The sequence below is a fragment of the Lysobacter sp. FW306-1B-D06B genome (assembly GCF_038446665.1).
Lineage (GTDB): Bacteria > Pseudomonadota > Gammaproteobacteria > Xanthomonadales > Xanthomonadaceae > Lysobacter_J.
The window spans coordinates 270,527-295,700 of record NZ_CP151802.1 but is presented as its reverse complement, the minus strand read 5'-3'; the positions used below and the strand labels follow the sequence as shown (position 1 = coordinate 295,700).

The 25,174-nt window shown below is 68.0% G+C and carries 23 protein-coding genes; 11 read left to right on the top strand and 12 right to left on the bottom strand.

From position 1 onward, the window contains the following. Positions 1–50: 50 nt before the first annotated feature. A complete protein-coding gene (locus AAFF32_RS01425; protein ID WP_216965598.1) occupies positions 51–350 on the bottom strand; it encodes a hypothetical protein in 300 nt (99 codons plus the stop codon). Positions 351–658: 308 nt separating this feature from the next. On the opposite strand from AAFF32_RS01425, the gene AAFF32_RS01420 reads away from it, so the two are divergent. Beyond that, positions 659–1,225, top strand: a complete 567-nt coding sequence (locus AAFF32_RS01420) for a lysozyme inhibitor LprI family protein (RefSeq protein ID WP_216965600.1) — start codon at positions 659–661, stop codon at positions 1,223–1,225. 66 nt (positions 1,226–1,291) lie between these two features. Beyond that, positions 1,292–1,840, top strand: coding sequence for a DUF924 family protein (locus tag AAFF32_RS01415; protein WP_342316241.1), 549 nt, complete (start codon positions 1,292–1,294; stop codon positions 1,838–1,840). Positions 1,841–2,143: 303 nt separating this feature from the next. Here AAFF32_RS01415 and grxD read toward each other — a convergent pair whose 3' ends face one another. Beyond that, entirely contained in the window at positions 2,144–3,070 is a 927-nt protein-coding gene (grxD, locus tag AAFF32_RS01410; protein WP_216965605.1) for a Grx4 family monothiol glutaredoxin, read from the bottom strand. A gap of 271 nt (positions 3,071–3,341) precedes the next feature. Here grxD and AAFF32_RS01405 point away from each other — a divergent pair, with 271 nt between their 5' ends. Continuing rightward, complete coding sequence (locus AAFF32_RS01405; RefSeq protein WP_342316239.1) at positions 3,342–4,142, top strand: polysaccharide deacetylase family protein; 801 nt, start codon at positions 3,342–3,344, stop codon at positions 4,140–4,142. Here the strand turns inward: AAFF32_RS01405 and AAFF32_RS01400 are convergent. Genes AAFF32_RS01400 through AAFF32_RS01390 form a run of 3 tightly spaced genes read right to left on the bottom strand, consistent with a single transcriptional unit; the run spans position 4,139 to position 6,735 of the window. Then, positions 4,139–4,807, bottom strand: a complete 669-nt coding sequence (locus AAFF32_RS01400) for a class I SAM-dependent methyltransferase (protein ID WP_216966124.1) — start codon at positions 4,805–4,807, stop codon at positions 4,139–4,141. The two genes, AAFF32_RS01405 and AAFF32_RS01400, sit on opposite strands and share 4 nt — an antisense overlap. Before the next feature lie 37 nt (positions 4,808–4,844). Beyond that, positions 4,845–5,474 carry an SGNH/GDSL hydrolase family protein gene (locus AAFF32_RS01395; protein WP_342316237.1) on the bottom strand — a complete coding sequence of 210 codons (630 nt, stop codon included), beginning with the start codon at positions 5,472–5,474 and terminating at the stop codon, positions 4,845–4,847. A 16-nt stretch (positions 5,475–5,490) separates the two neighbouring features. Continuing rightward, complete coding sequence (locus AAFF32_RS01390) at positions 5,491–6,735, bottom strand: aminotransferase class I/II-fold pyridoxal phosphate-dependent enzyme (protein ID WP_216965616.1); 1,245 nt, start codon at positions 6,733–6,735, stop codon at positions 5,491–5,493. 231 nt (positions 6,736–6,966) lie between these two features. Here AAFF32_RS01390 and rsgA point away from each other — a divergent pair, with 231 nt between their 5' ends. Both rsgA and AAFF32_RS01380 read left to right on the top strand, forming a co-directional pair. Beyond that, complete coding sequence (gene rsgA, locus AAFF32_RS01385; protein WP_216965618.1) at positions 6,967–8,106, top strand: ribosome small subunit-dependent GTPase A; 1,140 nt, start codon at positions 6,967–6,969, stop codon at positions 8,104–8,106. A 147-nt stretch (positions 8,107–8,253) separates the two neighbouring features. Continuing rightward, complete coding sequence (locus tag AAFF32_RS01380) at positions 8,254–9,516, top strand: flavohemoglobin expression-modulating QEGLA motif protein (protein ID WP_216965620.1); 1,263 nt, start codon at positions 8,254–8,256, stop codon at positions 9,514–9,516. A gap of 4 nt (positions 9,517–9,520) precedes the next feature. Here the strand turns inward: AAFF32_RS01380 and AAFF32_RS01375 are convergent, their stop codons facing one another. Next, a complete protein-coding gene (locus AAFF32_RS01375) occupies positions 9,521–10,858 on the bottom strand; it encodes a hypothetical protein (RefSeq protein ID WP_342316235.1) in 1,338 nt (445 codons plus the stop codon). A gap of 125 nt (positions 10,859–10,983) precedes the next feature. Between AAFF32_RS01375 and AAFF32_RS01370 the strand changes: the two genes are divergently transcribed. After that, the gene (locus AAFF32_RS01370; protein WP_342316234.1) at positions 10,984–13,296 is read left to right on the top strand and encodes an NADP-dependent malic enzyme; all 2,313 of its coding nucleotides are present in this window, start codon (positions 10,984–10,986) and stop codon (positions 13,294–13,296) included. Positions 13,297–13,344: 48 nt separating this feature from the next. Here AAFF32_RS01370 and AAFF32_RS01365 read toward each other — a convergent pair whose 3' ends face one another. Next, the gene (locus AAFF32_RS01365) at positions 13,345–13,851 is read right to left on the bottom strand and encodes a hypothetical protein (RefSeq protein ID WP_216965626.1); all 507 of its coding nucleotides are present in this window, start codon (positions 13,849–13,851) and stop codon (positions 13,345–13,347) included. A gap of 234 nt (positions 13,852–14,085) precedes the next feature. Here AAFF32_RS01365 and AAFF32_RS01360 point away from each other — a divergent pair, with 234 nt between their 5' ends. Beyond that, complete coding sequence (locus AAFF32_RS01360) at positions 14,086–14,430, top strand: DUF805 domain-containing protein (RefSeq protein WP_216965628.1); 345 nt, start codon at positions 14,086–14,088, stop codon at positions 14,428–14,430. A 75-nt stretch (positions 14,431–14,505) separates the two neighbouring features. Here the strand turns inward: AAFF32_RS01360 and AAFF32_RS01355 are convergent, their stop codons facing one another. Beyond that, positions 14,506–16,674 carry a TonB-dependent receptor gene (locus tag AAFF32_RS01355; RefSeq protein ID WP_342316233.1) on the bottom strand — a complete coding sequence of 723 codons (2,169 nt, stop codon included), beginning with the start codon at positions 16,672–16,674 and terminating at the stop codon, positions 14,506–14,508. On the opposite strand from AAFF32_RS01355, the gene AAFF32_RS01350 reads away from it, so the two are divergent. Both AAFF32_RS01350 and aceE read left to right on the top strand, forming a co-directional pair. Beyond that, positions 16,673–17,008, top strand: coding sequence for a hypothetical protein (locus AAFF32_RS01350; protein WP_216965632.1), 336 nt, complete (start codon positions 16,673–16,675; stop codon positions 17,006–17,008). The two genes, AAFF32_RS01355 and AAFF32_RS01350, sit on opposite strands and share 2 nt — an antisense overlap. 356 nt (positions 17,009–17,364) lie before the next feature. After that, on the top strand, positions 17,365–20,064 hold the full coding sequence (gene aceE, locus AAFF32_RS01345) for a pyruvate dehydrogenase (acetyl-transferring), homodimeric type (protein ID WP_342316232.1): 2,700 nt from the start codon (positions 17,365–17,367) through the stop codon (positions 20,062–20,064). A 50-nt stretch (positions 20,065–20,114) separates the two neighbouring features. On the opposite strand, the gene AAFF32_RS01340 is transcribed toward aceE, so the two are convergent. Beyond that, entirely contained in the window at positions 20,115–20,984 is an 870-nt protein-coding gene (locus AAFF32_RS01340) for an SGNH/GDSL hydrolase family protein (RefSeq protein ID WP_216965641.1), read from the bottom strand. Positions 20,985–20,997: 13 nt separating this feature from the next. Between AAFF32_RS01340 and AAFF32_RS01335 the strand changes: the two genes are divergently transcribed. Together AAFF32_RS01335 and AAFF32_RS01330 are read left to right on the top strand one after the other, a co-directional pair. Beyond that, positions 20,998–23,091, top strand: a complete 2,094-nt coding sequence (locus AAFF32_RS01335; RefSeq protein ID WP_342316231.1) for a patatin-like phospholipase family protein — start codon at positions 20,998–21,000, stop codon at positions 23,089–23,091. A 33-nt stretch (positions 23,092–23,124) separates the two neighbouring features. Then, positions 23,125–23,379 (top strand): hypothetical protein, encoded by a 255-nt coding sequence (locus tag AAFF32_RS01330; RefSeq protein WP_216965645.1) that lies wholly within the window; start codon positions 23,125–23,127, stop codon positions 23,377–23,379. A gap of 84 nt (positions 23,380–23,463) precedes the next feature. On the opposite strand, the gene AAFF32_RS01325 is transcribed toward AAFF32_RS01330, so the two are convergent. The 3 genes from AAFF32_RS01325 to AAFF32_RS01315 all read right to left on the bottom strand — a co-directional run bounded on the left by AAFF32_RS01325 (position 23,464) and on the right by AAFF32_RS01315 (position 25,034). Then, the gene (locus AAFF32_RS01325; protein ID WP_342316230.1) at positions 23,464–23,796 is read right to left on the bottom strand and encodes a hypothetical protein; all 333 of its coding nucleotides are present in this window, start codon (positions 23,794–23,796) and stop codon (positions 23,464–23,466) included. Positions 23,797–23,798: 2 nt separating this feature from the next. Beyond that, positions 23,799–24,044, bottom strand: coding sequence for a hypothetical protein (locus AAFF32_RS01320; RefSeq protein WP_342316229.1), 246 nt, complete (start codon positions 24,042–24,044; stop codon positions 23,799–23,801). A gap of 411 nt (positions 24,045–24,455) precedes the next feature. Beyond that, positions 24,456–25,034, bottom strand: coding sequence for a PAAR domain-containing protein (locus AAFF32_RS01315; RefSeq protein ID WP_342316228.1), 579 nt, complete (start codon positions 25,032–25,034; stop codon positions 24,456–24,458). Between the last annotated feature and the right edge of the window lie 140 nt (positions 25,035–25,174).

The window sequence follows — 25,174 nt, the reverse complement described above, 5'->3', positions numbered from 1 at the left end:
AGCGAAGGCCGGCGGATGCCGGCCTTCGCGACGAGCCGCGGCGTTGCGGGTCAATCGCACGCCATCTGCCATTCGGTGGTCTGGGTGTCTTCGTTGAACACCTGCTCTGCCACGCAGGCCGGTGGCGGTGCCGATGCGGCCGGCTGCAGCGAAGCACTCAGGGACTGCGTGTCGGGCGTTCCCGAGGATGGGCCGCAGATCTTGTAGATCGGCGGCAACGGCTGTCCGGCGGGCACGCAGTACACCCGTGGCGGGCTGCAGACCAGATAACAGTTGTAAGCCTGCGCGGTGGCGGAAACGGGAATGAACAGGGCCGCCAGCGGGAGGGCGGCGAGGAGCATGTGCTTCATGGGATTTCCCTCAGGATGGGAAGCGGAGCGGGGGAATCGGCGCGGCTCCAGGTGAGGGTATCGAAGGCCCGGTGGGCCTTCCACGAAGGGCGCGGATTCAGTCTTGTGCAGCCGACGTCAAGGTCGCGTGGACGAGGGTCACACTCAGTGGGAACGTTTCGCGTTCATCCGGGCCGGCCACGCCTGGGCCCCAGCCAGCTCGGCCACCGCCACCTGAATACCCTGGCGCGGCCCGCGAGCCCGGGGTCGCATCGCCTGCGACCTCCTCCGGGCACACTGGGCGCCTGGACGAGAGAGGGGGCGTGATCATGGAGAAGCTGGTGTACCTGGCGCTGGGCGCCGCACTGACCTGGATGTTCTATTTCATCCAGCGCCGGGTGGAGAGGCGCGGCGCGGTGGAGGCGATCGAGCGCAACCAGAAGCTCCTCGACCTCAAGACGGGCCTGGACGAATCCAACACCAACCTCGACGACCTGCGCCGCCTGGAGCAGCGCCTGATCGGCAAGGCCGAGACCGCCGCGCGCATCGCCGACAACTACTTCAGCAAGGCCGAGGAAGTCGCGCGCCAAAGCGACGACATCGCAGTGACCCAGCACGACATGAACCAGCAGGCGCTGGACGAATTCCAGCGTGCCGACGCGCGCCTGGGCACGGTGGTGGCGCATCTTCGCCGCCAGCTCGACGAGGAAACGCTCGCCATCTTCGACGATGCGCACCGCAGCTGGCTGCAGTTCCGCGATCGCTATGCGCGCTTCGTTTCGCAGTCCTACGCAGGCGGTTCGATCCGTCCGCTGATCCACGCCGTCACGCTGGAAAGCGTCACCGAACTGTGGACGAACGAGCTGGAGACGCAGCTGGGCGACGAGTCGGTGTGACGGCGTTGCGGGCGTGTCGCCCGCGCGTGTCCGTTACCCTACGGGCCCCACTTCGACGAGCCGCGCATGTCCATCGCACCGCACGACGTCCTCGCCTTCTGGCACGAGGCCGGATACGACCGCTGGTTCTCGCGCGACGACGGTTTCGACGCGCGCTGCCGCCGTGATTTCCTCGACGCGCATTTCGCCGCCGCGCAGCGCGAACACGAACACTGGATGGACTCCGCCGAAGGTGCGCTGGCGCTGGTGATCCTGCTCGACCAGATACCGCGCAATGTCTTCCGCAACAGCGGGCACGCGTTCGCCACCGACTCGCTCGCGCGCCACTACGCCGCGCGTGCGATCGATCGCGGCGACGATGTCGTCGTCGATCCGGCGCTGCGGCCGTTCTTCTACATGCCCTTCGAGCATTCCGAAGCGATGGCCGACCAGGAACGCTCGGTCGCGCTGACCTCGACGCTGGGGGGCGAGTCGGGCGCGAGCTATCTCGACTATGCACGCCGGCATCGCGACGTGATCGCGCGTTTCGGCCGCTTCCCGCATCGCAATTGCGTGCTCGGCCGCGACTCTACGGCCGAGGAGCGCGAATGGCTGGATGCGGGCGGGGGATTCTGAGGGATTGGAACCTCGATGAGCCATGCGGTCATCCCCGCGAAGGCGGGGATCCAGCGCGCAGGCGGATCGCACTCGACGGAGGGCGTGAGGGATCGGACAGTTGGATCCCCGCCTTCGCGGGGATGACGATCGGACGACTGAGAGGGTGCGGGCCTGGGTCCCGGCCTTCGCCGGGATGACGGCTTCTGAAACGCTTTCCCGAATCCCGAATCCCGAATCCCGAATCCCGAATCCCGAATCCCGAATCCCGAATCCCGAATCCCGAATCCCGATTCCCGATTCCCGATTCCCGATTTTCCCGAATCAGTACTTCGGAATCCCCGCGTCGAAGTCGGCCCATGCGTCGATGCCGCCGACGATGTTGTAGACCTCGCGGAAACCCAGGCCGCGGAAGTGTTCCGCCGCCTGCTGGCTGCGACCGCCGTGGTGGCACAGGAACGCCAGCGGCGTGTCCTTCGGCAACGCCTGCAGGGCGTCGGTGCCGTGGTCGAGCGTGTCGAAGGCGACCGGCGCGGTGGCGAAGGCGCGTTCCGCCGCCGGGCGCACGTCGACCAGGCGCAGCGCACCGGCGCGCACGCGCGCGTCGACCTCGTGCGGGGTGATCTCGCGCACCGGCGGCGCGGCGAGCGGGTGATGCACCGACAGGCCGCGACCGCGCTGGTCGTCGACCCAGTCGATGGTGATGCCGTCGGCGCGACGCGCCTGCAGCGGATCGGTCTGCAGGCGCACGCCCTCGACTTCGACCGCCACCGCGTTGGCATCCGTCGGCGCCAGTTGCAGGCGCACGGTATGGCGCGCATCGACGTCGATCTGCACCGCATAGCCGCCACCGGCGTTGGCGATGGCGCTGCGCAGCATCTCCAGCGCGGCGGGGGTGATGCTCAGCTCGGGCGGGCTGCGGTCCGGCGGCGGCAGGCCGAGCGCGCTGTGCAGCTCGCCGCTGCCGGCCATCTGCTCGACGATGTCGCTGCCGCCGACCAGTTCGCCGTCGATGTACAGCTGCGGGATCGTCGGCCAGTTGCCGTACTGCTTGATGCCCTCGCGGATCTCCGCGTCGGCCAGCACGTTCACGTGCGCGTAGCCCTGCGGCAGCAGCGCGTTGAGCACGCCGACGGCCTTGGCCGAGAAACCGCACTGCGGTGCCTCGGGCGCGCCCTTCATGAACAGGACGACGCGGTTGGACTGCAGCAGGGTTTCGATGCGCGAACGCAGCGCGGGGTCGAGCGACATGGGCGGGCTACCGGATGCGGTGGGAATGGGGTGCATGTGGGGGCGAGGCGGGCGTTTGGCAAGCGCGGCGCACTCCCTCTCGACTCCGCACCCCTCTCCCCTTGCGGGAGAGGACAGGCTCGCGGAGCGAGCCAGGGAGAGGGGGGCGCTGTAAAGGCACGCGCTGCGCGCGCCCCTCTTCCGGCGCTCCGCGCCACCTTCTCCCACGTCGGGAGAAGGGAAGAACAAAGGCAGCGCTGAGAGGCCTGGGGCGTTCCCGTACCATCGCCCCATGCCTCCCGTTTCGTTCCATCAGCCTCCCCGCCACCCGCACGCCTGGGCCTGGGTCTTCATCGCCTCGCAATTGGCGGTGATCGCGATCTGGTGGGCCTGGGGCTGGAAGGCCGGCCTGCCGACGCTCGCCGTCACGCACCTGGCGCTGGTCTGGGCCACGCTGCGCCCGCAGTCGCGCGTGCTCAGTCCGGTCCTGAACCGGCTGCCGACCGGCGACCGCGCCGTCTGGCTCACCATCGACGATGGCCCCTCCGACGACACCCGCGCCATCCTCGACCTGCTCGACGCCCACCGCGCGCGGGCCACGTTCTTCCTGGTCGGCGCGCGTGCGCAGGCGCGGCCGGAGTTGGTGGCGGAGATCGTCCGCCGCGGCCACGGCATCGGCCAACACAGCCACACGCATCCGCAGGCCTGGTTCTGGGCGTTGCCGCCGCATGCGATGCGCGCGCAGATCGACCAGGCGCAGTCCGCGCTGACCTTCCTCACCGGCACGCGTCCGCGCTGGTTCCGTGCGGTGGTGGGAATGGCGAATCCGTTCGTGGCCGCGCAGCTCAAGCGCCACGGGCTGGCGCGCGTGGCGTGGTCGGCGCGCGGGTACGACGCCGTGCTGCGCGATCCGGCCGGCGTGGTGGCGCGCATCGAGCGCGATCTCGCCCCCGGCGCGATCGTCCTGCTGCACGAAGGCGCCGCACACGGGCGCAATGTCGAAACCCTGGCCGCGCTGCTGGGCCGGCTCGACGCGCTGGGTTACCGCACCGTGTTGCCCGAAGACATCGAAACCCTGCCCGCCGCCGCCTAACCCGCACGCGTGGCGACGATGCGCCAGTTGTTGAACGGCGTGTTGCCGCGCAGCGGTATGAACTCGGAATGCAGGCCGGCGGCGAGGAAGCGCGCGCGCAGCATCTCCGCATCCGGGTAGTGGATCGGCGCGGCATTCATCCAGCCCACCACTTTGGCGAAGATGTCGACGGCACGCGTGACCTGCGCACGGTGGCTGCCGTCGGCCAGGCCGGTGCGGATCACCAGCTTCGCGCCGGGTTCGAGCATGCCGATGAACGTATCGATGGCGCGCATCTGCGCGTCGGCGGGCACGAACTGCATCACGTCCAGCAGCGCGACGCTGCCGCGATGCGTCGGCAGTTCGGCGCCGAGGTCGGCGGTGCCGAACTCGACGTCCGCCAGCTCCCGCCGCTGCGACGCCCGACGCGCGCGTTCGACCTTGCTGGCATCGTTGTCGTAGCCGCGGTAGGGCATCGTCTGTCCGTCCGCGCGCAGCGCGTGGGCGAGCAGGCCCAGCCCGCAGCCGATGTCGAGCAGCGGCGCGCGCGTGCCGCGCAGGACATCGCACACGCCGGGATACAGCGGATCGGTGCCGAGCTTGGTGCGCGCGTAGTAGTAGTCGTAGCGAACGTTCCAGCGCGGCATGAAGGCGCGCGCGATGTCCTCGGCGCGTTGCGCGGGCAGCGGGCGGATCAGGCCATCGACACGCATGTCCCGGTCCTCAGCGCTGCAGCAACGCGCGGGCGGCCGGCAACGCCAGCGCGGTCCACAGCGTGTACATCGCGGCCGAAGGATGCAGGCCGTCCTCGGCGAGCATCTCAGGCTCCGCGCCACGCTCGCGCGACACCGGCGTGATGTCGACGAAGGTCACGCCGTGCGCCTCGCACACCACCTGCGCGGCGGCGTTGAAGGCGTCCAGTTCGGTGGCGATGGTCTGCGGCGTGGCCTTCGTGGTCTTCACGAAGGGCGTGACGCCCCAGTCCGGGATCGACAACACGAGCACGCGGTCGCCGCGACCACGCGCGTAGCGGATCGCGCGCTGCAACAGCGCTTCGAAGTCGCCGCGGTAGTCCGTGGCGCTGCGGCCGCGGTACTGGTTGTTCACGCCGATCAGCAGCGTGACGAAATCCCATTCGCCCAGAGGCTCCGCACCGTCGATGCCCCAGGCGAGCTCGTCGGTGGTCCAGCCGGTGGTGGCGATGATGCGCGGATCGGCCAGGGCGATGCCTTCTTCACGCAGCGCGGTCGCCAGCTGCACCGGCCAGCGGCCGGCTTCCGCGACGCCTTCGCCGATGGTGTAGCTGTCGCCCAGGGCGAGGAAGGACAGCGCGGGCGCAGGCGGGCTCGACATCGGCATGTCCGGTCGCTCAGGCCACCGCCGCCTGCGCGTCGGATTGCGCGTAGCGGTCGAGCAGGCATTCGATGCGGCGGAACACCTCGCGCAGATCGTCCGGCTGCGGCAGCAGCGTCACGCGGAAATGGTTGCGATAGGGCACGTTGAAGCTCGAACCCGGGACGACGAGCACGTCCTGCGTTTCCAGCAATTCCAGCGCGAAGCGGTGGTCGTCGAAGCCCTGCGCGGCGTCGCCGGTCACGGCCGGGAACGCGTACAGCGCACCGGCCGGCGAGACCAGTTGCAGGTGTTTGCTCTGCGCGATGCTTTCGATCACCGCGCGGCGCGCTTCGAACAGGCGACCGCCCGGCGCGCACAGCGGCGCGATGGTGTCTTCGCCGTGCAGCGCGGCTTCGATGGCGAACTGCCCCGGCACGTTGGCGCACAGGCGCAGCGCGCCGAGCAGGTCCATCGCATGGTGCAGGTTGCCGCTGGCGACCGGATCGCCCGACAGCACCGCCCAGCCCACGCGCCAGCCACAGGCGCGATGCACCTTGCTCAGGCCGCCGAAGGACAGGCACGGCAGGTCGCCGGCGATCGGCGCGATCGGCGTGAAGTTGGCTTCGCCGTACAGGATCGAGTCGTAGATCTCGTCGCACATCAGCAGCAGCTTGTGGCGCTGGGCGATGGCGACGATCTGCTCCAGCAGCTCGCGCGGGTACGCCGCGCCAGTGGGATTGTTCGGGTTGATCAGCACGATCGCGCGCGTGCGGCTGGAGACCAGCGAGGCGATCTCGTCCGGATCGGGCAGGAAGCCGTTCTCCGGCAGGCAGCGGTAATAGACCGGGCGGCCGTCGTTGAGGATGGTCGCGGCCGACCACAGCGGGTAGTCGGGCGAGGGCAGCAGCACTTCGTCGCCCGGGTTCAGCAGGGCGCGCAGCGACAGGTCGATCAGCTCACTCACGCCGTTGCCGACGAACACGCGCTCCGGGCTGGCATTGGGCGTGCCGCGCTGCTTGTGGAAGGCGGCGATGGCCTCGCGGGCCTGCGGCAGGCCCTGCTGGTGGGTGTAGGGGTCGGTGTCGCTGATGCGGTCGGCGATCGCGCGCTGCAGGTGTTCCGGCGCCCGGAAGCCGAACGCGCCCGGATTGCCGATGTTGAGCTTGATCAGCTTGCGGCCCTGGGCCTCCAGCTCGCGGGCTCGCCGTGCCAGTTCGCCGCGGATTTCGTAACGGACTTCGGAGAGGCGTTCGCGGGTCTTCACGGGGGGCAGGGACATTGCTGCGGGATGTATGGGGGTTCGGAGGCCCAGACTAGCCGAAACCGCGGCCGGGTACAGCGATGAAAGCCGCGGGAATGGTGCCGAAGCCGCCGCCGAAATCGCTGCAGTGCCGGCGATCTCCTTCGAAACTTCCAACGCAGTGAACAACGCGATGCGTCCGCGAATCCCCACCCGCCGCGCGGCCGCACTAGAATCCCGGGCCATGACCCCCTCATTGCGCCGCGCTTGATGTCCACCTTCGATGCCCTCCGGGCGATCGGCTGGCCGCTCCCCGCGGACGCGCCGGCGCCGGACGGCGCATCGCAGGCCGACTCGCAGTGGCACGCGCTGATCGCGCAGCACCCGCAGGCCCGGCCGGCGCGGGTGATCGAGCAGCATCGCAGCGGCTACGTGGTGGCCGACGGGCCGGACAGCGGGTTCCCGGTCGAGTCCCTGCCCGAATGGCAGCGCCCGCCCGGCTATCGCAAGGGCACGGTCACCATCGACCAGCGCCCCGGCGTGGGCGACTGGCTGCTCATCGAGGGACGCAAGGCCGTGGCCCTGCTGCCGCGGCGCAGCGCGATCAAGCGCGGCGCCGCAGGCGAGCACTACCAGCAGCAGCTGATTGCCGCCAACGTCGACACGGTGTTCGTGGTCTGCGGCCTGGATGCCGATTTCAATCCGCGTCGCATCGAGCGCTACCTGCTGCTCGTGCGCGGCGGCGGCGTGGAGCCCGTGGTCGTGCTGACCAAGGCCGACCAGGCGACGGCGACCGATGCCGAGGCCCTGCCCGAAGCGATGGCGGCGCTGGTCGAACTGGCTGCGCAGGGCGTGGCGGTGCGCGCGGTCAACGCCAAGGACCCCGACAGCGTCGCGGCGCTGGGCGAGTGGCTCGGGCCGGGCCGCACGGCGGTGCTGATCGGCAGTTCCGGCGCGGGCAAATCCACGCTCACCAACACCTTGCTCGGCATCGAGAAGATGAAGACCAGCGCCGTTCGCCAGAGCGACTCGCGCGGCCGCCACACCACCACGCACCGCGCGCTGATCCCGCTGCCGACCGGCGCCTGCCTGATCGACACGCCCGGCATGCGCGAACTCAAGCCGACGGGCGAGGAAGACGTCGCGGAGAATTTCAGCGATGTCGAGGCGCTGGCCGAGCAGTGCCGCTTCCGCGACTGCAAGCACGCCAAGGAGCCCGGCTGCGCGGTGCGCGCGGCGATCGAGGCCGGCAAGCTCGATCCGCAGCGCTTCGCCAACTACCTCAAGCTCAGCGACGAGGTCGCCGGCGCGGCGAACAAGCTCGCCAACCGCCGCGCCCAGAAGGCCGAGGAAAAGGTGGTCGGCAAGGCGCTCAACAAGCGTCTCGACGAAAAATATGGGCGGCATTAGGCGCGCGCGAGTTCGCGAGGTTCTGCTCCCTCCCCTGCTTGCAGGGGAGGGTTGGGGAGGGGGCGCGAAGCCGCATCGCGGCGAGCTCGGCGCCGACGCGCCTCACGTCCCCTCCCAACCTCTCCCTGCAAGCAGGAAGAGATAGATATGGACACCCTCGCCCCCGACATCGCCCACCACGCCGCCCTCGACGCGCGCATGGTCGCCGCCGCGCGGGACATCCGCCTGCTGGCGCGGGTGAGCTGGCCGGCCGGGCAGGAGGCGAACTTCCTCGCCGAGTACGAACGCGGCGCGGTGAAGCTGCCCCAGCCGGAGTACCCCAGGCTCGACTTCAGCCAGACCCGCGCCGAACTCGACGCGATCATCGCCGCGGCCGATCCCGCGCACCCGCTGGGTGAATACCTGATCGAATCCGCACGCAGCTGGTCGATCGCCGCCGCGCTGTGCGAACGCCTGGGCACGCGCGAGGTGACCGACCTGTCGGTGCAGCTGTTCGGCCGCCCCGACGAAGCGCTTCCCGGCGACGGCCCGACCACGCGCGAGGCCGCGCGTCATTTCATCTCCATCGCCGACGAACTCGACCACCAACTCATGGCCCCGGCCGAGCACGTCACCATCTCCGCCACCGCGCTGCAGCTGCAATTGCAGCGCGAACTCGACGACTACTTCGACGGACGCGTGATCGAGGTGGTGCTCGATCCGGACCTCATCGCCAAGGCCGCGGCCGGCGCCACGCGCATCCGCCTGCGTCACGGCGCGGCGTTCAGCGATTACGACCGCCACCAGTTGCTGCAACACGAAGCCTTCGTGCATTCGCTGACCGCGCTCAACGGCCGCGAACAGCCGGTGCTGGCGAGCATGGCGCTGTCCTCGCCGCGCATCACCGCCACGCAGGAAGGGCTGGCGACGTTCGCCGAGCAGATCACCGGCAGCATCGACATCGGCCGCATGAAGCGCATCAGCCTGCGCATCGAGGCCGTGGCGATGGCGCTGGGCGGTGCGGATTTCATCGAGGTGTTCCGTTATTTCCTCGATGCCGGGCAGTCACCGGAAGACAGCTTCTCCTCGGCCCAGCGCGTGTTCCGTGGCGTGCCGACCACGGGCGGCAGCGCGTTCACCAAGGACACCGTGTACCTGCGCGGGCTGGTCGGCGTGCACACCTTCTTCCGCTGGGCGCTGCGCGAGCAGAAGCTGCAACTGTGCCGCTGGCTCTTCGCCGGCAAGATGACGCTGGCCGACGTGCAGCGCTTCGAGCCGCTGTTCGCCGACAACGTCCTCAAACCCGCGCGCTGGTTGCCGCAATGGGTGGCCCGCGCCAACGGGCTGGCGGGCATGCTGGCCTTCTCGCTGTTCGCCAACCGGATCCAGATGGACCGGATCATGGCGGACGGCCACGTTCCGGACCTGTGAATCCTCAGCGCGCCGGTGTCAGCGCGCCGTCCTTGCCGATCACGTAGTCGGCCGGCGCGTCGCTGGCGACCAACTGCACGCGATCGCCGATGGCCACGCCGTGGTAGCTGTGGATCTGGTGGGACAGGCGCAGGTAGATCCAGTGCTGGCCCGGATCCAGCGCACGCAGGCGCACCGGATAGTGGTCCGCGGCGGACACCGCCTGCGCCATCGCCGGCGAGAACCGCGACTGCAGCTCACCCACCTCGTGCATGCGCCGCATGACGTTGACGCCGTGCCACACGCTGAGCAGCGCTGCCAGCACCAGCACGATGCGACCGGTGCGATCGGTACGCGACCACAGCGCCGCGCCCAGACCGGCGATGGCCGCGGCGAAGCCGTAGCCGTACTGGTTCGCCGACTCGGCCAGGATCAGCACCGGCCCGAGCGCCGCCGCGCCGATCAACACGAAAGCCAGCAACCAGCGTGCGCCGGCCCGCCAGAACGTCCAGGCCATCGCGAGCCACACCAGGCCCGCGAACCACACCCGCGGGGATGCGAAGCCCTCCGGCAGCAGCCCGGTGATGCCCGCCCGCGTCGCCATCGGCGGGAACAGCTGGTACTCGGCCCAGCGCAGCGGCACGAACCAGGCGCTCCATTCGTAATTGGTGGTGGTGCGCGGGGTGAACAGGATGGCGTCCAGGCGCAGCCCCAGGTACAGCGCCGCGACCACGCCGCTGCCCAGCGTCGCCCAGGCCCAGGCCGGGCGACGGCCGAGCATCAGCCAGCCCAGGGCGGTCAACGCCGGAATGACGATGCCCGCTTCCTTCGACAGCAGCGCGATGGCGGTCAGCGCCCCCGAGCCGGCGACCAGGGCCCAGCGCGCGCCGTCGCGCTGGGCCAGCAGGCCGGCCAGCAGGGCGCAGCTGACCCATGACAGATCGCCGATGGTCCCGATCCAGCCGTGGGTCTGCACCGCGAACGCGCTCATGGCGAACACCAGCGCAGCCGCGACCGCCGGGCGGGTCGCGAGGCCGAAGCGGCGCAGCAGGCAGGTCAGCATCGCCGCGTTGAGCGCTCCCCACGCCACCAGGACGGCATGGAACGCGAACGGCTGGTCGAACAACAGGCGCGACAGCCAGATCCACAGCGAGAAGGTGAGGGGCCGGTACTGGAAGATCTGCGTGTCCCGCCAGATGCCTTCCACCGACATCGCGAACGCCGGATCGGTGGCGTGCGCCGCCCATTGCAGCTCGTCGTGGCTGAAATAGCCCGGGTTGAGGATCAACGGCAACTGGAACAGGGCGACCGCCAGCGCAACGGCAATCGCGGGCCACCCACCCGCTTGGCCTTTCCTGTCCATTGCGCCCCGACTCCGTGAAGAAGGTCGAATTCTGGGCAATGCCGCGCACCTGCGCCATACCCCGCCGTCCTCGCGCCCCGCGCGAAGCGGCTAGAATCGGCGGCCCGACCGTGGTTTCCGCCCTGATGTCCGAACAATCGTCGTCCGCCAACGAGCTCAAGCACGCCGCGCTGGAGTACCACCGCCTCGCGCCCCACGGCAAGATCAAGGTCTCCGCCACCAAGCCGATGGTGACCCAGCGCGACCTCGCCCTGGCGTACTCGCCGGGCGTGGCCTACGCCTGCGAGGCGATCGTGGAGGACCCGGGCCTGGCCAGCGAGCTCACCGCGCGCGGCAACCTGGTGGCGGTCATCAGCAACGGCACGGCCGTGCTGGGCCTGGGCGACATCGGCCCGCTGGCCGGCAAGCCGGTGATGGAAGGCAAGGGCGTGCTGTTCCAGAAGTTCGCCGGCATCGACGTGTTCGACATCGAGATCGACGAGCGCGATCCGGACAAGCTGGTCGACATCATCGCCAGCCTGGAGCCGACCTTCGGCGGCATCAACCTGGAAGACATCAAGGCGCCGGAGTGCTTCATCGTCGAGCGCAAGCTGCGCGAGCGGATGAAGATCCCGGTCTTCCACGACGACCAGCACGGCACCGCGATCATCGTCGGCGCCGCGGTGCTCAACGCATTGGAAGTGGTGGGCAAGGACATCGGCCAGATCAAGCTGGCCACCACCGGCGCGGGCGCGGCGGGCATCGCCTGCCTGGACATGCTGGTCGCGCTGGGCGTGAAGAAGGAGAACATCACCGCCTTCGATCGCGACGGCGTGATCTATGCCGGCCGCCCGCACCTGGACCCCGACAAGGCGCGCTACGCCAGCGATACGAATGCGCGCTCGCTGGCCGAGATCGTCGCCGGTGCGGACGTGTTCCTGGGCCTGTCGGCCGGCGGCATCCTCAAGCCGGAGATGGTCGCGGCGATGGCGGACAAGCCGATCATCCTCGCGCTGGCCAACCCCTATCCGGAAATCCTGCCGGAAGACGCGAAGAAGGTCCGCCCGGACTGCATCATCGCCACCGGTCGTTCGGACTACCCGAACCAGGTCAACAACGCGCTGTGCTTCCCGTACATCTTCCGCGGCGCGCTCGACGTGGGCGCCACCGGCATCAACGAGGCGATGAAGCTCGCCTGCGTGCGCGCCATCGCGGAACTGGCGCGCATGGAATCGGCCGACCTGGGCGCGGCCTACGGCGGTGAAGTGCCGGAGTTCGGCGCCGAATACCTGATCCCGCGTCCGTTCGACCCGCGCCTGCTGGTGAAGCTGGCGCCGGCCGTCGCGCGTGCGGCGATGGAGTCGGGCGTGGCGACGCGCCCGATGGAAGACATGGAGGCGTACGAGGAAAAGCTCGGCACGTTCATCTACCGCACGGGCCTGGTGATGAAGCCCGTGTACGACCGCGCGCGCAGCGACCGCAAGCGCGTGGTCTACGCCGAGGGCGAAGAGGAAACCGTGCTGCGCGCCGTGCAGACGGTGATCGACGAGAAGCTCGCCCATCCCATCCTCATCGGCCGTCCGGACGTCATCGACACGCGCATCAAGCGCCTGGGCCTGCGCATGCGCGCGGGCATCGATTTCGAACTGACCAACATCAACGACGACCCGCGCTTCAACGACTACTGGCAGCAGTACCACGCGCTGACCGAACGTCGAGGCGTGTCGCCGGCCGCGGCGAAGAACCTGCTGCGCTCGCGTCCGACGCTGATCGCCGCGCTGATGGTCGAGCGCGGCGAAGCCGACGCGATGATCTGCGGCCTGGTCGGCCGCTTCCACAAGAAGCTGGGCTACCTGCGCAGCGTGTTCGATTTCGACCGCGGCGTGACCGGCACGGCGGCGATGACCGGCGTCATCAACGACCAGGGCGTGTGGTTCTTCCTGGACACGCACGTGCAGTGCGACCCGACGGCCGAGCAGATCGCCGAGGCCGCGCTGCAGGCGTCCTTCCGCCTGAAGCTGTTCGGCATCGAGCCCAAGGTCGCGCTGCTGTCGCACAGCAACTACGGCAGCCACGACAACCCGTCGGCGGCGAAGATGCGCAAGGTGTTCCAGCTCATCAAGCAGCGCTACCCGAAGCTGGAAGTCGACGGCGAGATGCAGGCCGACACCGCGTGGGACGAAGAACTGCGCCACCGCATCTTCCCCAACACGCTGCTCAAGGGCCGCGCCAACCTGTTCGTGATGCCCAACCTCGATGCGGCCAACATCACCTACAACATGGTGCGCGTGATGACCGAGGGCGTGGCGATCGGCCCGATCCTCATGGGCCTGGACAAGCCCGCGCACATCCTCACGCCGGCTTCGACGCCGCGCCGCGTGGTGAACATGACCGCGATCGCCGCAGTGGATGCGCAGATCCGCGCGGCGTTGGGGCAGGGCGGCGCGCAGATGCCGTGACGATGCCGGTGCCGCGCGGCTTTCTGTCGCGCGGCACGCAGCGGGGCTTCACGGTTTCTTCCCCTTCTTCTTCGGCACCGCCTGGCGCGCGCGGACGCGCTCGACTTCCGCCGGCAGTTCGCGTTGCAGCATGCCGAGCAGCTCGGCCGTCGCGTCGTTGTCGATGCGCTTGCCCGCCGATGTCGTCGCGGTGACGCGCGTGAGCGTGCGATTGCCCGTCTCCGCAGCGGTCATCGCCTTGGTCAGCACCAGGAACTCCACGCCTCGGTAGCGCAGCGAATACAGGTCGAGCATCTGCGCTCGCCCGAGGTATTCGACACCGCGCATGTTCACGACGATCTGGCCGACCGCATTCCACACGTCCAGCTTGTCGGCGGGCACGGTGAACTCGCCTCGTGTCACCGTGACGGCGGGCGGCGTGGTGGTCGCGGTTCCGGCGTCGGGCACCGCGGCCTCGTGCGGGGGCGCCGTGCGGCATCCCGCCACCAGCATCACCAGCCCCGATATCAGCAGCGCGCGGCGCATCGACAGCGGGGCGATCGGCAGCGCACGCATGGGCGGCCTCCGTGCGGATCGGACAGCAGTGCGGGCGAGCGTAGCGGGCTGCCCGTCATTGCCGTGCGATTTGCACGGTCCCCGCGCCTTGCAATGCATGGAGGGGGCGGGTGGCTCAATGCCGGGCCGATAGTCAATCGGGAAAAGTCCCTTCCGCTTTGCGAATCGTCTGATGTCCCGTGCAAGCGGCCGCTTCTAGCCTCGGGGCTCCCCAAACGCAGAGGCAGCAAGCTTATGGAATGGTTCCTGAAGGTCGTGCGCAATCACTACTTCGACTTCAACGGTCGGGCGCGCAGGAAGGAGTACTGGATGTTCGTGCTGGTGAACGTGATCCTGGCCGTGGTGGTCAGCATCATCGCCAACATGATCAAGCAGCCGTGGATCTCCAGCGTCCTCGCGCTGGCACTGCTGCTGCCTGGCCTGGGCGTGGCGGCGCGCCGCTTGCACGACATCGGCAAGAGCGGCTGGTTCATCCTGATCGCCCTGATCCCGGTGGTGGGCCTCTACCTCATCTACCTGCTGGCGCAGGAAGGTAATCGCGGTCCGAACGCCTACGGCCCCGATCCGAAGCGGGCGTGATGCGCCGCATGGCCGGCCTGCGATGAATTCGCCGGCCGGTCGCACCTCGCATTCACGCGCGACGCCGGCGCGCGCTCAACCGCCGGCCTTCCATCCCAGGCCCAGCGTGAAACCGCGCCCTGGTGCCGGTTCGAAATACCGCGCATTGCCTTCGTTGACGATCACCGATCCCGCGTAGTCGCGGTCGAACAGGTTGTCCACGCGCGCGAAGCCATACCACCCTGATGCCGCCGCGCGCCATTGCAGGCGCAGCGCGAAAGTGGCGTAACCGTTGGAGGCGTCGGTGTTGCGGTCGTCGGTGGGCATGCCGTCGCTGGCGCGCATTTCCATTGCGGCGACGGTGCGGCCATCGCGCGTGTTCCAGGCCAGTTCCGCGTAGCCGTTCGCGCGCGGGATGCCGGGGATGCGGTTGCCCGCCTCGACGATCTGCACCGCACCGCTCGCCACGCGGTACGAGAAGTCTTCGGTGAAGCGCGCGCGCAGCCAGTTGGCCGTCAGGGCGTACGACCATTGCCGATGGAGGCGGCCCTCGATGCCCGCTTCCACGCCCTCGCGGCGCGTGCGTCCCGCATTGGCGAAACTCGCGCGGCCGCCGCTGTTGGTCGCCGGCACGATCTCGTCCTCGCCGTCGATGCGGTACGCCGACACGCTCGCCTCCACCGAGTCCGCGCGCCAACGCGTGCCGATCTCCGCCGTATCGAAGTGCGCCGGTTGCAGATCGGTATTGAAGCCGGCGCTGCCGTCGGGCCGGTAGGCCAGTTCCGTCACCGTCGGCGTTTCGAAACCCCGACCGACGCTGGCGAACACCTCACCCGAACCGAACGCGCGCGACACACCCAGCGCCGCCGCCGTCTCGCCGTAATCCAGCGATCCGCTGTCGTCGCCGTTGCCGGGCGCGATGTAGTGGTCGTCGGATTCGAACCGCAGTTCAGAACGACGCACCGCGCCGAGCAGCGTCCACGCATCGGCCGGGCGCAACTCGCCGAGCACGAAGGCATCCAGGCTGCGGATGCGATTGTCTTCGTCGCGACGCAGTGCGCCGCGAACGCCGAGTTGCGTCCCGACGAAGTTCTCGTAGCCGCGCCGCGCTTCGTCCAGCCAGCCGGACTCGATGCCCACCGTCAGCGCGCCGCGATCGAAACTCCAGCGATGCCCCGCGTCGATGCCGGCCGAGGTGCGCCCCAGGTCGATCACGCCGCCGGCGCTGCCGGGCGCGCGCTGTGCCGCGATCGGAACGGCGAGGAACTGCACCACGTCGCGCTTCACGCCATAACCGCCGATCCAGTATTCGCGACCCGGCGCGTACGCGTCTTCCCATCGCGCGCCGATCTGCGCGTTGTCGATTTTCTTGCGCGTGTCGAACTGCTCCGCGACGGGATCGGTGCCGTGCGGATCGCGCTCCCATTGCGCCCGCGTGAGGCCCAGCGGGTCGTCCGTGTACGGCTGGCTCAGGCCTCCGGCCACCAGGCGCAGGCGCGAATCGTCATCGGGCGTGTACTGCGCGACGGCGTCCACTTGCGTGCGTTGCGCCGCGCTGTGCGGTCGATCGCCGTCGGTGGTGAAGTAACTGCCGAGCGCGCGCCATTGCCATGCGTTGTCGCCGGTCGCGCCTTCGAATCCCGCTGCGCCGCGTGCACTGGAATCCGAACCGACCCAGCCTTCGGCCTCCGCCGAAGGCCCGTCGAACGCCGTCTCGCCGACGATCGCCCCGCCTGCGGCGTTGCCGTATTGCAGCGCGAGCGGACCGCGCAGCACCTGGATGCGGTCGAGTGCGCTCAGCGGGAAGCTCGCCGCCTGGCCTTGTCCGTCGAGCGCGGACGAAGGGATGCCGTCGACGATCAGCTTGATCCCGCGAATGCCGAACGTGGAGCGCGCACCGAAGCCACGGCTCTGCACCTGCAAGTCCTGTGCGTAGTTCTGTCGATCCAGCACGGTGATGCCCGGTGCGCGCACCAGCGCTTCCGACAGCGATACCTGGCGCTGACCCGCGCGCAGCGTGTCGCCGTCGATGACGCTGATCGAACCGGGGAAGTCAGACAGCGCGTGGCGCGCGCCGAGCACCTGCACGGTGTCGAGCGTGGTCGCCGAATCGCGCGACTGCGCGTGTGCCGGCACAACGAGCGCGACGGACAGCGCCAACGCCAGCGGCGCAGCGGCCGGCCGTCGGTGCGCGCGCCGTGAAGGTTTGCACACGGGCCCCTCGTTAACGTGGCGGCCGGAATCGTCCTGCAGGGGTGGGGTCATGAAGGTCGCAATCCGAGCAATGCTGCTGTTGGCCATTGTGGCCGTGCCCATCGCGATCTGGGCACAGACCACGCCGACCGCGCCCGTGCCGCCCGTTCCGGCAACGCAACCCGTGCCCGTTCCGACGCCGTCGGCACCGCCTGAGCCGCCGGCCGGCGACCCGATGCCGATGGACCTGGACGGCGACGGCGTGGTCACCGCCGCCGAACACGCCGCCGGTGCGCGCGCGCTGTTCGAACACATGGACGCCGACCACGACGGCCGCGTGACGCGGGCGGAAATGGCGGCATTCCAGCGGCAGGTGCTGGGGATGCCGGTGGCGCCGCCGCGCTAGTGGCGGCGTTGCGGCGGCCTGCCGCGCGAGGCGACTGCGCTTCCTTCTCCCCTTGCGGAAGAAGGTGCCCGAAGGGCGGAAGAGGGGAGCGTCGGCGCAGCCGACGCGCCTTCGCGTCACTGCAACCCGGCCCCCCTCTCCCTGGCCGCCTCCGGCGGCCTGTCCCTCTCCCGCAAGGGGAGAGGGCGCGTGCCTCCCCACGCCATCCGCCCCCGTACGCAAACCCGCGCCGCAATTCGCCTTTCGTAGCAACGCTGCGGCCCGTTCACGGGGTCCGGCGGCCCGGATCGCCCTGTTAGAATCGATGCTCTAACCCGTCCCCACACGAGGCGCGGCCAATAGGGGCCGCGATACGCATGACGTCTCTCCACGCTGTCATCTCCGACATCCTCCAGAACGACCCGGATCCGACCGAAACCCGCGAGTGGATCGAGTCCGTCCAGGCCGTCATCGAGCGCGACGGCGCCGAACGCGCCCACCAGCTGCTCGAAGGCATGGTCGAAGTGACCCGCCGCGCCGGCGCGCACCTGCCGTTCTCGCCGACCACCGAATACATCAACACCATTCCCGCGCACCTGGAGGTCAAGAGCCCCGGCGACCACGCGATGGAATGGCGCATCCGTTCGATCCTGCGCTGGAACGCACTGGCCATGGTCGTGCGCGCCAACCGCAAGCCGGGCGACCTGGGCGGCCACATCGCGTCGTTCGCGTCGGCCGCCACGTTGTATGACGTCGGCTTCAACCACTTCTGGCGCGGCCCGGACGGCGACCATCCGGGCGACGTCATCGGCGTGCAGGGCCACAGCTCGCCGGGCATCTACGCCCGCTCGTTCCTGGAAGGCCGCATCAGCGAATCCCAGCTCGACAACTTCCGCATGGAAGTCGACGGCCGCGGCATCTCGTCGTATCCGCACCCGTGGTTGATGCCGGACTACTGGCAGGTGCCGACCGTGTCGATGGGCCTGGGCCCGCTGGCCGCCATCTACCAGGCGCGCAACTGGAAGTACCTGGAAGGCCGCGGCCTGCTGCCCAAGACCGACCGCAAGGTGTGGGCGTTCCTCGGCGACGGCGAGACGGACGAACCCGAATCCCTCGGCGCCATCTCGGTGGCCGGTCGCGAAGGCCTGGACAACCTCGTCTTCGTCATCAACTGCAATCTGCAGCGTCTTGACGGCCCGGTGCGCGGCAACGGCAAGATCATCCAGGAACTGGAAGGCCAGTTCCGCGGCGCCGGCTGGAACGTCATCAAGACCATCTGGGGCAGCTACTGGGATCCGCTCCTGGCGCGCGACACCACCGGCAAGCTGCGTCAGCTGATGATGGAAACCGTCGACGGCGAATACCAGAACTGCAAGGCGTTCGGCGGCAAGTACACGCGCGAGAACTTCTTCGGCAAGTACCCGGAGACCGCGCAGCTAGTCGCCAACCTCAGCGACGACGACATCTGGCGCCTCAACCGCGGCGGCCACGACCCGCACAAGGTCTACGCCGCGTACCACGAAGCGGTGAACACCAAGGGCATGCCCACCGTCATCCTCGCCAAGACGGTGAAGGGTTACGGCATGGGCGCGGCGGGCGAATCGCTCAACCCCACGCACCAGACCAAGAAGCTCGATGACGAAGCCGTGCGCGTGTTCCGCGACCGCTTCAACATCCCGGTGACCGACGCGCAGCTGGCCGACGGCAAGGTGCCGTTCTTCCACCCGGGCGAGAAGTCGCCGGAAGTGGAATACATGCACGAGCGCCGCAAGGCCCTGGGCGGTTACCTGCCGCAGCGTCGCCGCAAGGCCACCGAATCGCTGGAAGTGCCCAAGCTGGAAGCCTTCGACCGCCTGCTCAAGAGCAGCGGCGACCGCGAGATCAGCACCACGATGTCGTTCGTGCAGTCGCTCAACATCATCCTGCGCGACAAGCAGGTGGGCCCGCGCTGCGTGCCGATCGTCGCCGATGAGGCGCGCACGTTCGGCATGGAAGGCCTGTTCCGCCAGATCGGCATCTACGCCCAGCACGGCCAGAAGTACAAGCCGGTCGATCGCGACCAGCTGATGTACTACCGCGAAGACGAGGCCGGCCAGGTGCTGGAAGAAGGCATCACCGAAGCAGGTGCGTTCTCCAGCTGGATGGCCGCCGCCACCAGCTACAGCACCAACAACCTGCAGATGTTGCCGTTCTACATCTACTACTCGATGTTCGGCTTCCAGCGCATCGGCGACAGCGCGTGGCAGGCAGCGGACATGCGTGCGCGCGGCTTCCTGCTGGGCGCCACCGCCGGCCGCACCACCATCAACGGCGAAGGCCTGCAGCACGAAGACGGCCACAGCCACCTGCTGGCCAGCGCCATCCCGAACTGCCGCAGCTACGACCCCACGTTCGGTTTCGAAGTCGCGGTGATCCTGCAGCACGGCATGCAGCGCATGCTCACCGAGCAGCAGGACGAGTACTACTACATCACCCTGATGAACGAGAACTACGCCCACCCGGACATGCCGGAGGGCGCAAGCGAGGGCATCATCAAGGGCATGTACCTGCTGCAGGACGCCGGCAAGCCCAAGAAGGGCGAACTGCGCGTGCAGCTGATGGGCAGCGGCACCATCCTTCGCGAAGCCATTGCCGCGGCGGAACTGCTGGACAAGGACTTCGGCGTCACCGCCGACATCTGGTCCTGCCCGAGCTTCACCGAACTGGCGCGCGACGGCGAAGACGCCATCCGCCTCAACCGCCTCAACCCGGAAGGCACCCAGCGCAAGCCGTACGTCACCACGTTGCTGGAAGGCCGCCAGGGCCCGGCGATTGCCGCCACGGACTACGTGCGCAACTTCGCGAACCAGATCCGCGAATTCGTGCCGATGAAGTACACCGTCCTGGGCACCGACGGCTTCGGCCGCAGCGACACCCGCGCCAACCTGCGCCGTCACTTCGAAGTGGACCGCTACTACATCGCCCACGCCGCCATCGCGGCGCTGGCAGCGGAAGGGAAGATGACGGCGAAGGATGTGGCCCGCGCGATCAAGCAGTACAAGCTCGACGGTGAGAAGCCGAATCCGCTGGGCGTCTGAAGCAAGCGCGATCTGCAACACCGGAAGGGCGGCCGTGAGGCCGCCCTTCTTCATTTCACGGGGCGGGAACGAATGATCGGTCGCGCACCGATCGCGCGCTTGATCTCCGGAACCCAATGCTTCTTGGAAAGGTATGCGAACCCGCGCTGCGACGGATGGATCTCGTTGTCCCACCATCCCTCATAGTCGGGCAGTTCCTCGCGCGTATCGAGTACGTTGGTGGTGTTGTTGGTTGCAACGTCCCGCAGCAGCGCCGCAAACGACGCAAGCAGCCAGCGTGAGAGCACGCGCTGTTCGTCCTTGTCGGTGAGCTCGAACTCGCGCATCGGCTTCCACAGCCACGGTCCGGCCTTGAAGCCGAAGAACTCGTACTTCTCGTTGCACGGCGTGACGTCGGCATAGGAGTGGCAGATGATCGGCGCCCCTGGCGCGTGCGCGTTGCGCAGGTCGATCAACGCCTGGTAAGCCGCGCGCACCTCGGCGAACGTCTTCTTGAGCGATGTGAACTTGATGTGCCGTCGCGCCACGTCAGGAACGGGTTGCCACGGCCACGGCTTCACATCCGGCGGGTCGCTGGCCTTCTTCAAATGCGTGGCGAAGTCCTTGCCGATGACGTCGTTGCCGCCCAGCGACACCAGGATCGCCTGGAAGGGACGGTGCATGTCCTGCATGAACGCCGCCCACGAGGTCACCTCCGACACCACATCGCTGACCAGGTTCTTCGCATCCCGCCCGGGCTTGCTGCTGTCGAGCATCAGCGCCTTCCCATCCAGATCCAGCTCGATGCGGCGCTGCAGGTCCGGGAACGGGCGCAGCGCGTACTGGAACCACGAATCGCCGATGGAAAGAACGCAGGCGCGTCTGCGGTTGTCCCTGACGTCCTTCACGTACTTCTGAAACTGATACCCGCTGCCGGCCATGACGGACTCCTCCGTGTCGATCGTCCTATCGCCCCGAACGCCCACCGCCGGCGCCGCCGGCCAACCGGATGCAAGCCCGCTGTCCTTCGCCGCAGCGGTTCCGCGTAGTCCGAGGGAAAAGGAGCGGGTTGGCGGCGTCGAAGCGGTCGGCGACTGCGGCCCTCAGGAGGTCCAGGTGACGGACGAAACAGGGACGGGACCAGACGCCGGCCGCGTGTACGCGACGCAATGCGATCTGGTCATGAAGGGCGGCATCACCAGCGGCATCGTGTATCCGCTGGCCGTGGTGGAGATCGCCAAGGCATTCACCCTGCGCAGCATCGGCGGGACCAGTGCCGGCGCGATAGCTGCGGCGGCCGCAGCGGCGGCGGAGCTGGGGCGGCAGCGGCAGAACGACTTCAAAGGCTTCGAGCTGCTGGAGGCCCTGCCGGCGCATCTGGTGAAGCCATCCGCCGACGGACGCGGCACCAAGCTGATGGCCTTCTTCAAACCCGCGCCCGCGCTGCGGCCATTGTTCGACGTGTTCCTCGCCGTCATGGGCACGCGAGGAAGCTGGCCTCGCGCATGGGCCGGCATCAAAGCGCTGTTCCCGCACTTCGGCCTGGACATCGTGCTGGGGATCGTGATCGGCGGCGTCCCCATCGGTTGGGCCGTCGCTTGCAGCGGCGCCGCGCTGGTGTGGCCGTGGGCGCTGGCCGGTGCCGTCATCGGCGGGATGCTGGTGTTGCTGTTCCATGCGCTGCGCCTGGCGCTACGCGAACTCCCCGCCAACAGGTTCGGCGCATGCTCGGGAATGCCCGCCGACGGCGACAACACGGGCGAAGCACTGACGGTCTGGCTGACGGACTATCTGGATGACCTGTGCGGCCAGAAAGAGGCCCCCGGCGTCGCGGACGGCAAACCGCTTACCTTCGGCGACTTGCGCGCGCATGACATCGACCTGCAGATGATGACCACCTGCCTCACATTGGGGCGGCCGTTCCGCCTGCCGTTCCGCGACGACCCGCAGGTGCGCGAGAACAAGCAGTTCTATTACAAGGAGACGGAGTTCGCCTCGCTCTTTCCCGAACGCGTCATGGCCTGGATGCACGCGCACGAGCGTCCCGCCGGAGCGCCGGGACCGTACCCGCCCGGATACCGTCGCCTGACGATGCCCGATGACATGCCGGTCGTCGTCGCGGTACGCATGAGCCTGAGCTTTCCGCTGCTGCTGAGCGCGATCCCGTTGCATTCGGTGGACTACAACCGCCGTCCCGACAAGAAGGACGCCGCAGACGCCGAACCCATCCACGAACTGGAAACGTGCTGGTTCACCGACGGCGGCGTGGGATCGAACTTCCCCATCCACTTCTTCGACAGCGCGCTGCCGTGCCGTCCGACGTTCGGCCTGGACCTGGGGCGAGCGGAGGAGGGCCAGGAAGAGCGCGTGCTGTTCCCGAAAGACAACGGCGATGCGCGGCTGTGCTGGTGGCGCCGCTTCGGTGGCAGCGGCTTCGCCGCGCTCGCCGACTTCCTCGGCGCCGTCATCCATGTGGCGAAAGACTGGAACCACGAAACCCTGTCGCATTTGCCGGGCTTCCGCGACCGCATCGGCCTGATCCAGCTGACCAAGAAGGAAGGCGGACTCAACCTTTCGATGGACGAGGACCTGATCGGGAAGCTGACCGGATACGGACGCAAGGCGGGCATCGAGTTCGTGGAGCGCTTCGGTGATCCGCAATTCCTGCCGGCGGGAAAGACGCCGCACGAGATGGGATGGGGCAACCACCAGATCATCCGCCTGCGCCTGTTGCTGGCAAGCATGGCCGAACTGCTGGGCTCGCTGGAGGGCACGTGTTCCGAGCTCGATTCCAAGCCTGCGGACTATGCGCGGTTCTTCTGCCCAACGCCGGGCTCGTACAGCTACCGGTTCAAAGGCCTGAACAACCTCAAACGCGACGCGCAAGGTTGCTACTACACGCAGGGCGGATTGGCGCTTGGCGTATTCAAGCGCCTACGCAGGCTGGCGCGACTGATCGAGAAGACGAACGTGGCCAGGCCCGACACCCGCCTGGACCTCGGTGCGCCCCGCCCGACACCGGAGCTGAAGACACGTCCGCGGGTTTGAAGCGCACGCGACCGCAAGACAGGGAGAAACGACATGCCGATCACGGGCACAGGATGGGAGTTCCACATCGTCCGCCAGAGCGAACAGCGTCGCGACAGCGATGGAAAGCGCAGGACGGTGGGGCGGTATCAGGTCTATCACGACGGCGTGGCACAAACCGGCCCCGGATTGTCCGGCACCGTCGCGGAAACACGCGGCCCAGGAGCGAACCGGCCACGCGGAAACAACCGACGCATCGAGCCGGGGCGCTACACGCTCGCCACGCAGGGTGGCAGCAAGCCAGCGTAGCCCGGGTAAGCGAAGCGCACCCGGGTGTTGTCACGGAACCATTGTCAGATGCGCCCTGATCGCGAGGCCAAGACATGCGCAGGTTCATCTCTGCGACGGCGCCTCGATCAACTCCTCATACTCTGCGAGCTTCGCTGAAATCTGTGGATCTGTTGCGTACTTCGAGCGCAGGTGAGCGAGGCTTTCATCTGTGCCGGTGCAGTACTCCTTTAGGCCTTCTTCCACTTCGCGTGCGCGATCCGACTGGCCGGGGTCAGGGATCTCCCCGCGGAAGTAGTCGCACGTATCGCGGCGGTCGATGAAGGTGCTTACGTCCTTCGGGATTTCGTCGGCATGCTTCGGCGGAGAACCAACCCGTGGGCTGCAAGCGGAGAGTATTGCTGCGAGCAGTGCAGGAGCTGCGTTGGAGGGCTTCATGGTCAGCGCCCATCGTTGGACCAATGAGGGCGGTCTCTATCGCCGCCACGGAACTTGACGACGCCATAGCTGGCGCCTACTGAGCGCAGGTCGTGGTTCATGCCATCGCGCGGAGTCGTTGCGATAGCCTCTTGGAGTCCAGACGGGACCTGGATGTCTAGCGTGCCTTGCCAGCCAATGGTCATGTCGATCGCGTTTCCTTCGATATGTCGGGAGTTGAGCGCGGGTGCCGTGCGCAGGTTCTGCATGCCGTATGCATTCACATCGCCGTAGCCGCGGCACGGGAAGCGCGTTCCGAGTATTCGCCGTTGTCATCGGTATGCTTCCACTCAATGTCCACTCCTTCATGGGCGGGGACGTTCCGAGGATCGACGTTGTCATTGACGATTTTCCACGACCAGTGCATGAGAAAGGCGCGCTCACGGGGTCTTAGCGTCGCCGATATGGTCACGCCTGCACCGGCTCTGCGGAGTGCTGCGATAAAGGCGGCTGCGTTCTCCCGAAACGGAGAGGTCAGGTCGTCCGTGCTCGTGCTTGTGGGGAACTCGGACACCCAGGATGCGCCGCTCAGCCGTCTTGCTGGGATCTGGATGACCGCCGGGTTGCGGTCACCTGCGGGCGTGAGGATTCGCTGGCAGCGTAGCGCCAGGTTGGCGCCGTTAACACCCGCAGGAATCCGTACGGGCCGCGGGTCCGGTTGATTCCTCGGCATAGATCACCTCAATTGTTGCGGTTTCGGGAAGATCGGAATGGGCTGACTGGGTCAAGCCGAAGGCGTCCGTAGTTCCCTCGAAGACCTTTCCGGATTCCAACGTGATCCGATACCGAAGGCCTGCAATGGGTCCACCGGACTTCGCGCTGTTCAGGAGGAAGCGAAGGTCGAACGCGGACGAGTGAGTTCTCGACATCAGCGCGGACGACAGATTGGTGTATGCATCCGATACGCCGCTGCGATTGGCAAGCTCAACCGAAACGTTGCGTTGGTTTACCGAAACGAGTCTGTGTCCACACGCCAACGAGCAGCCGTCGAAGGCGGCAGGGTGGTTGGAAAAGAAGAACGTCACGCCTTCGGCTACAACAGTAGGTCCGCATTGATCACACACGACTGCATGTCCGACGCAGACGACGGGGCGGCTGCTTCCGTCGAGGCATTCGATATGAAACGTCGAAAGACCTTCGATGGCGGTCCCGCCGCCCGTGGTGGGGTCTCCAACGACAATTACGTAGCGCTCGGCCATGGATGCACCCGCTGAAGTGGACGTGATTCGTCGCAACGTGCGTCGAATACTCTCCGTGTACGACGCAGCTGGGCCAACGCTATCCGTCTGAAAATTCGCTCGGAATCAGAAGTGTCCGAAAGCTCCGCTGTGGCAAAGCT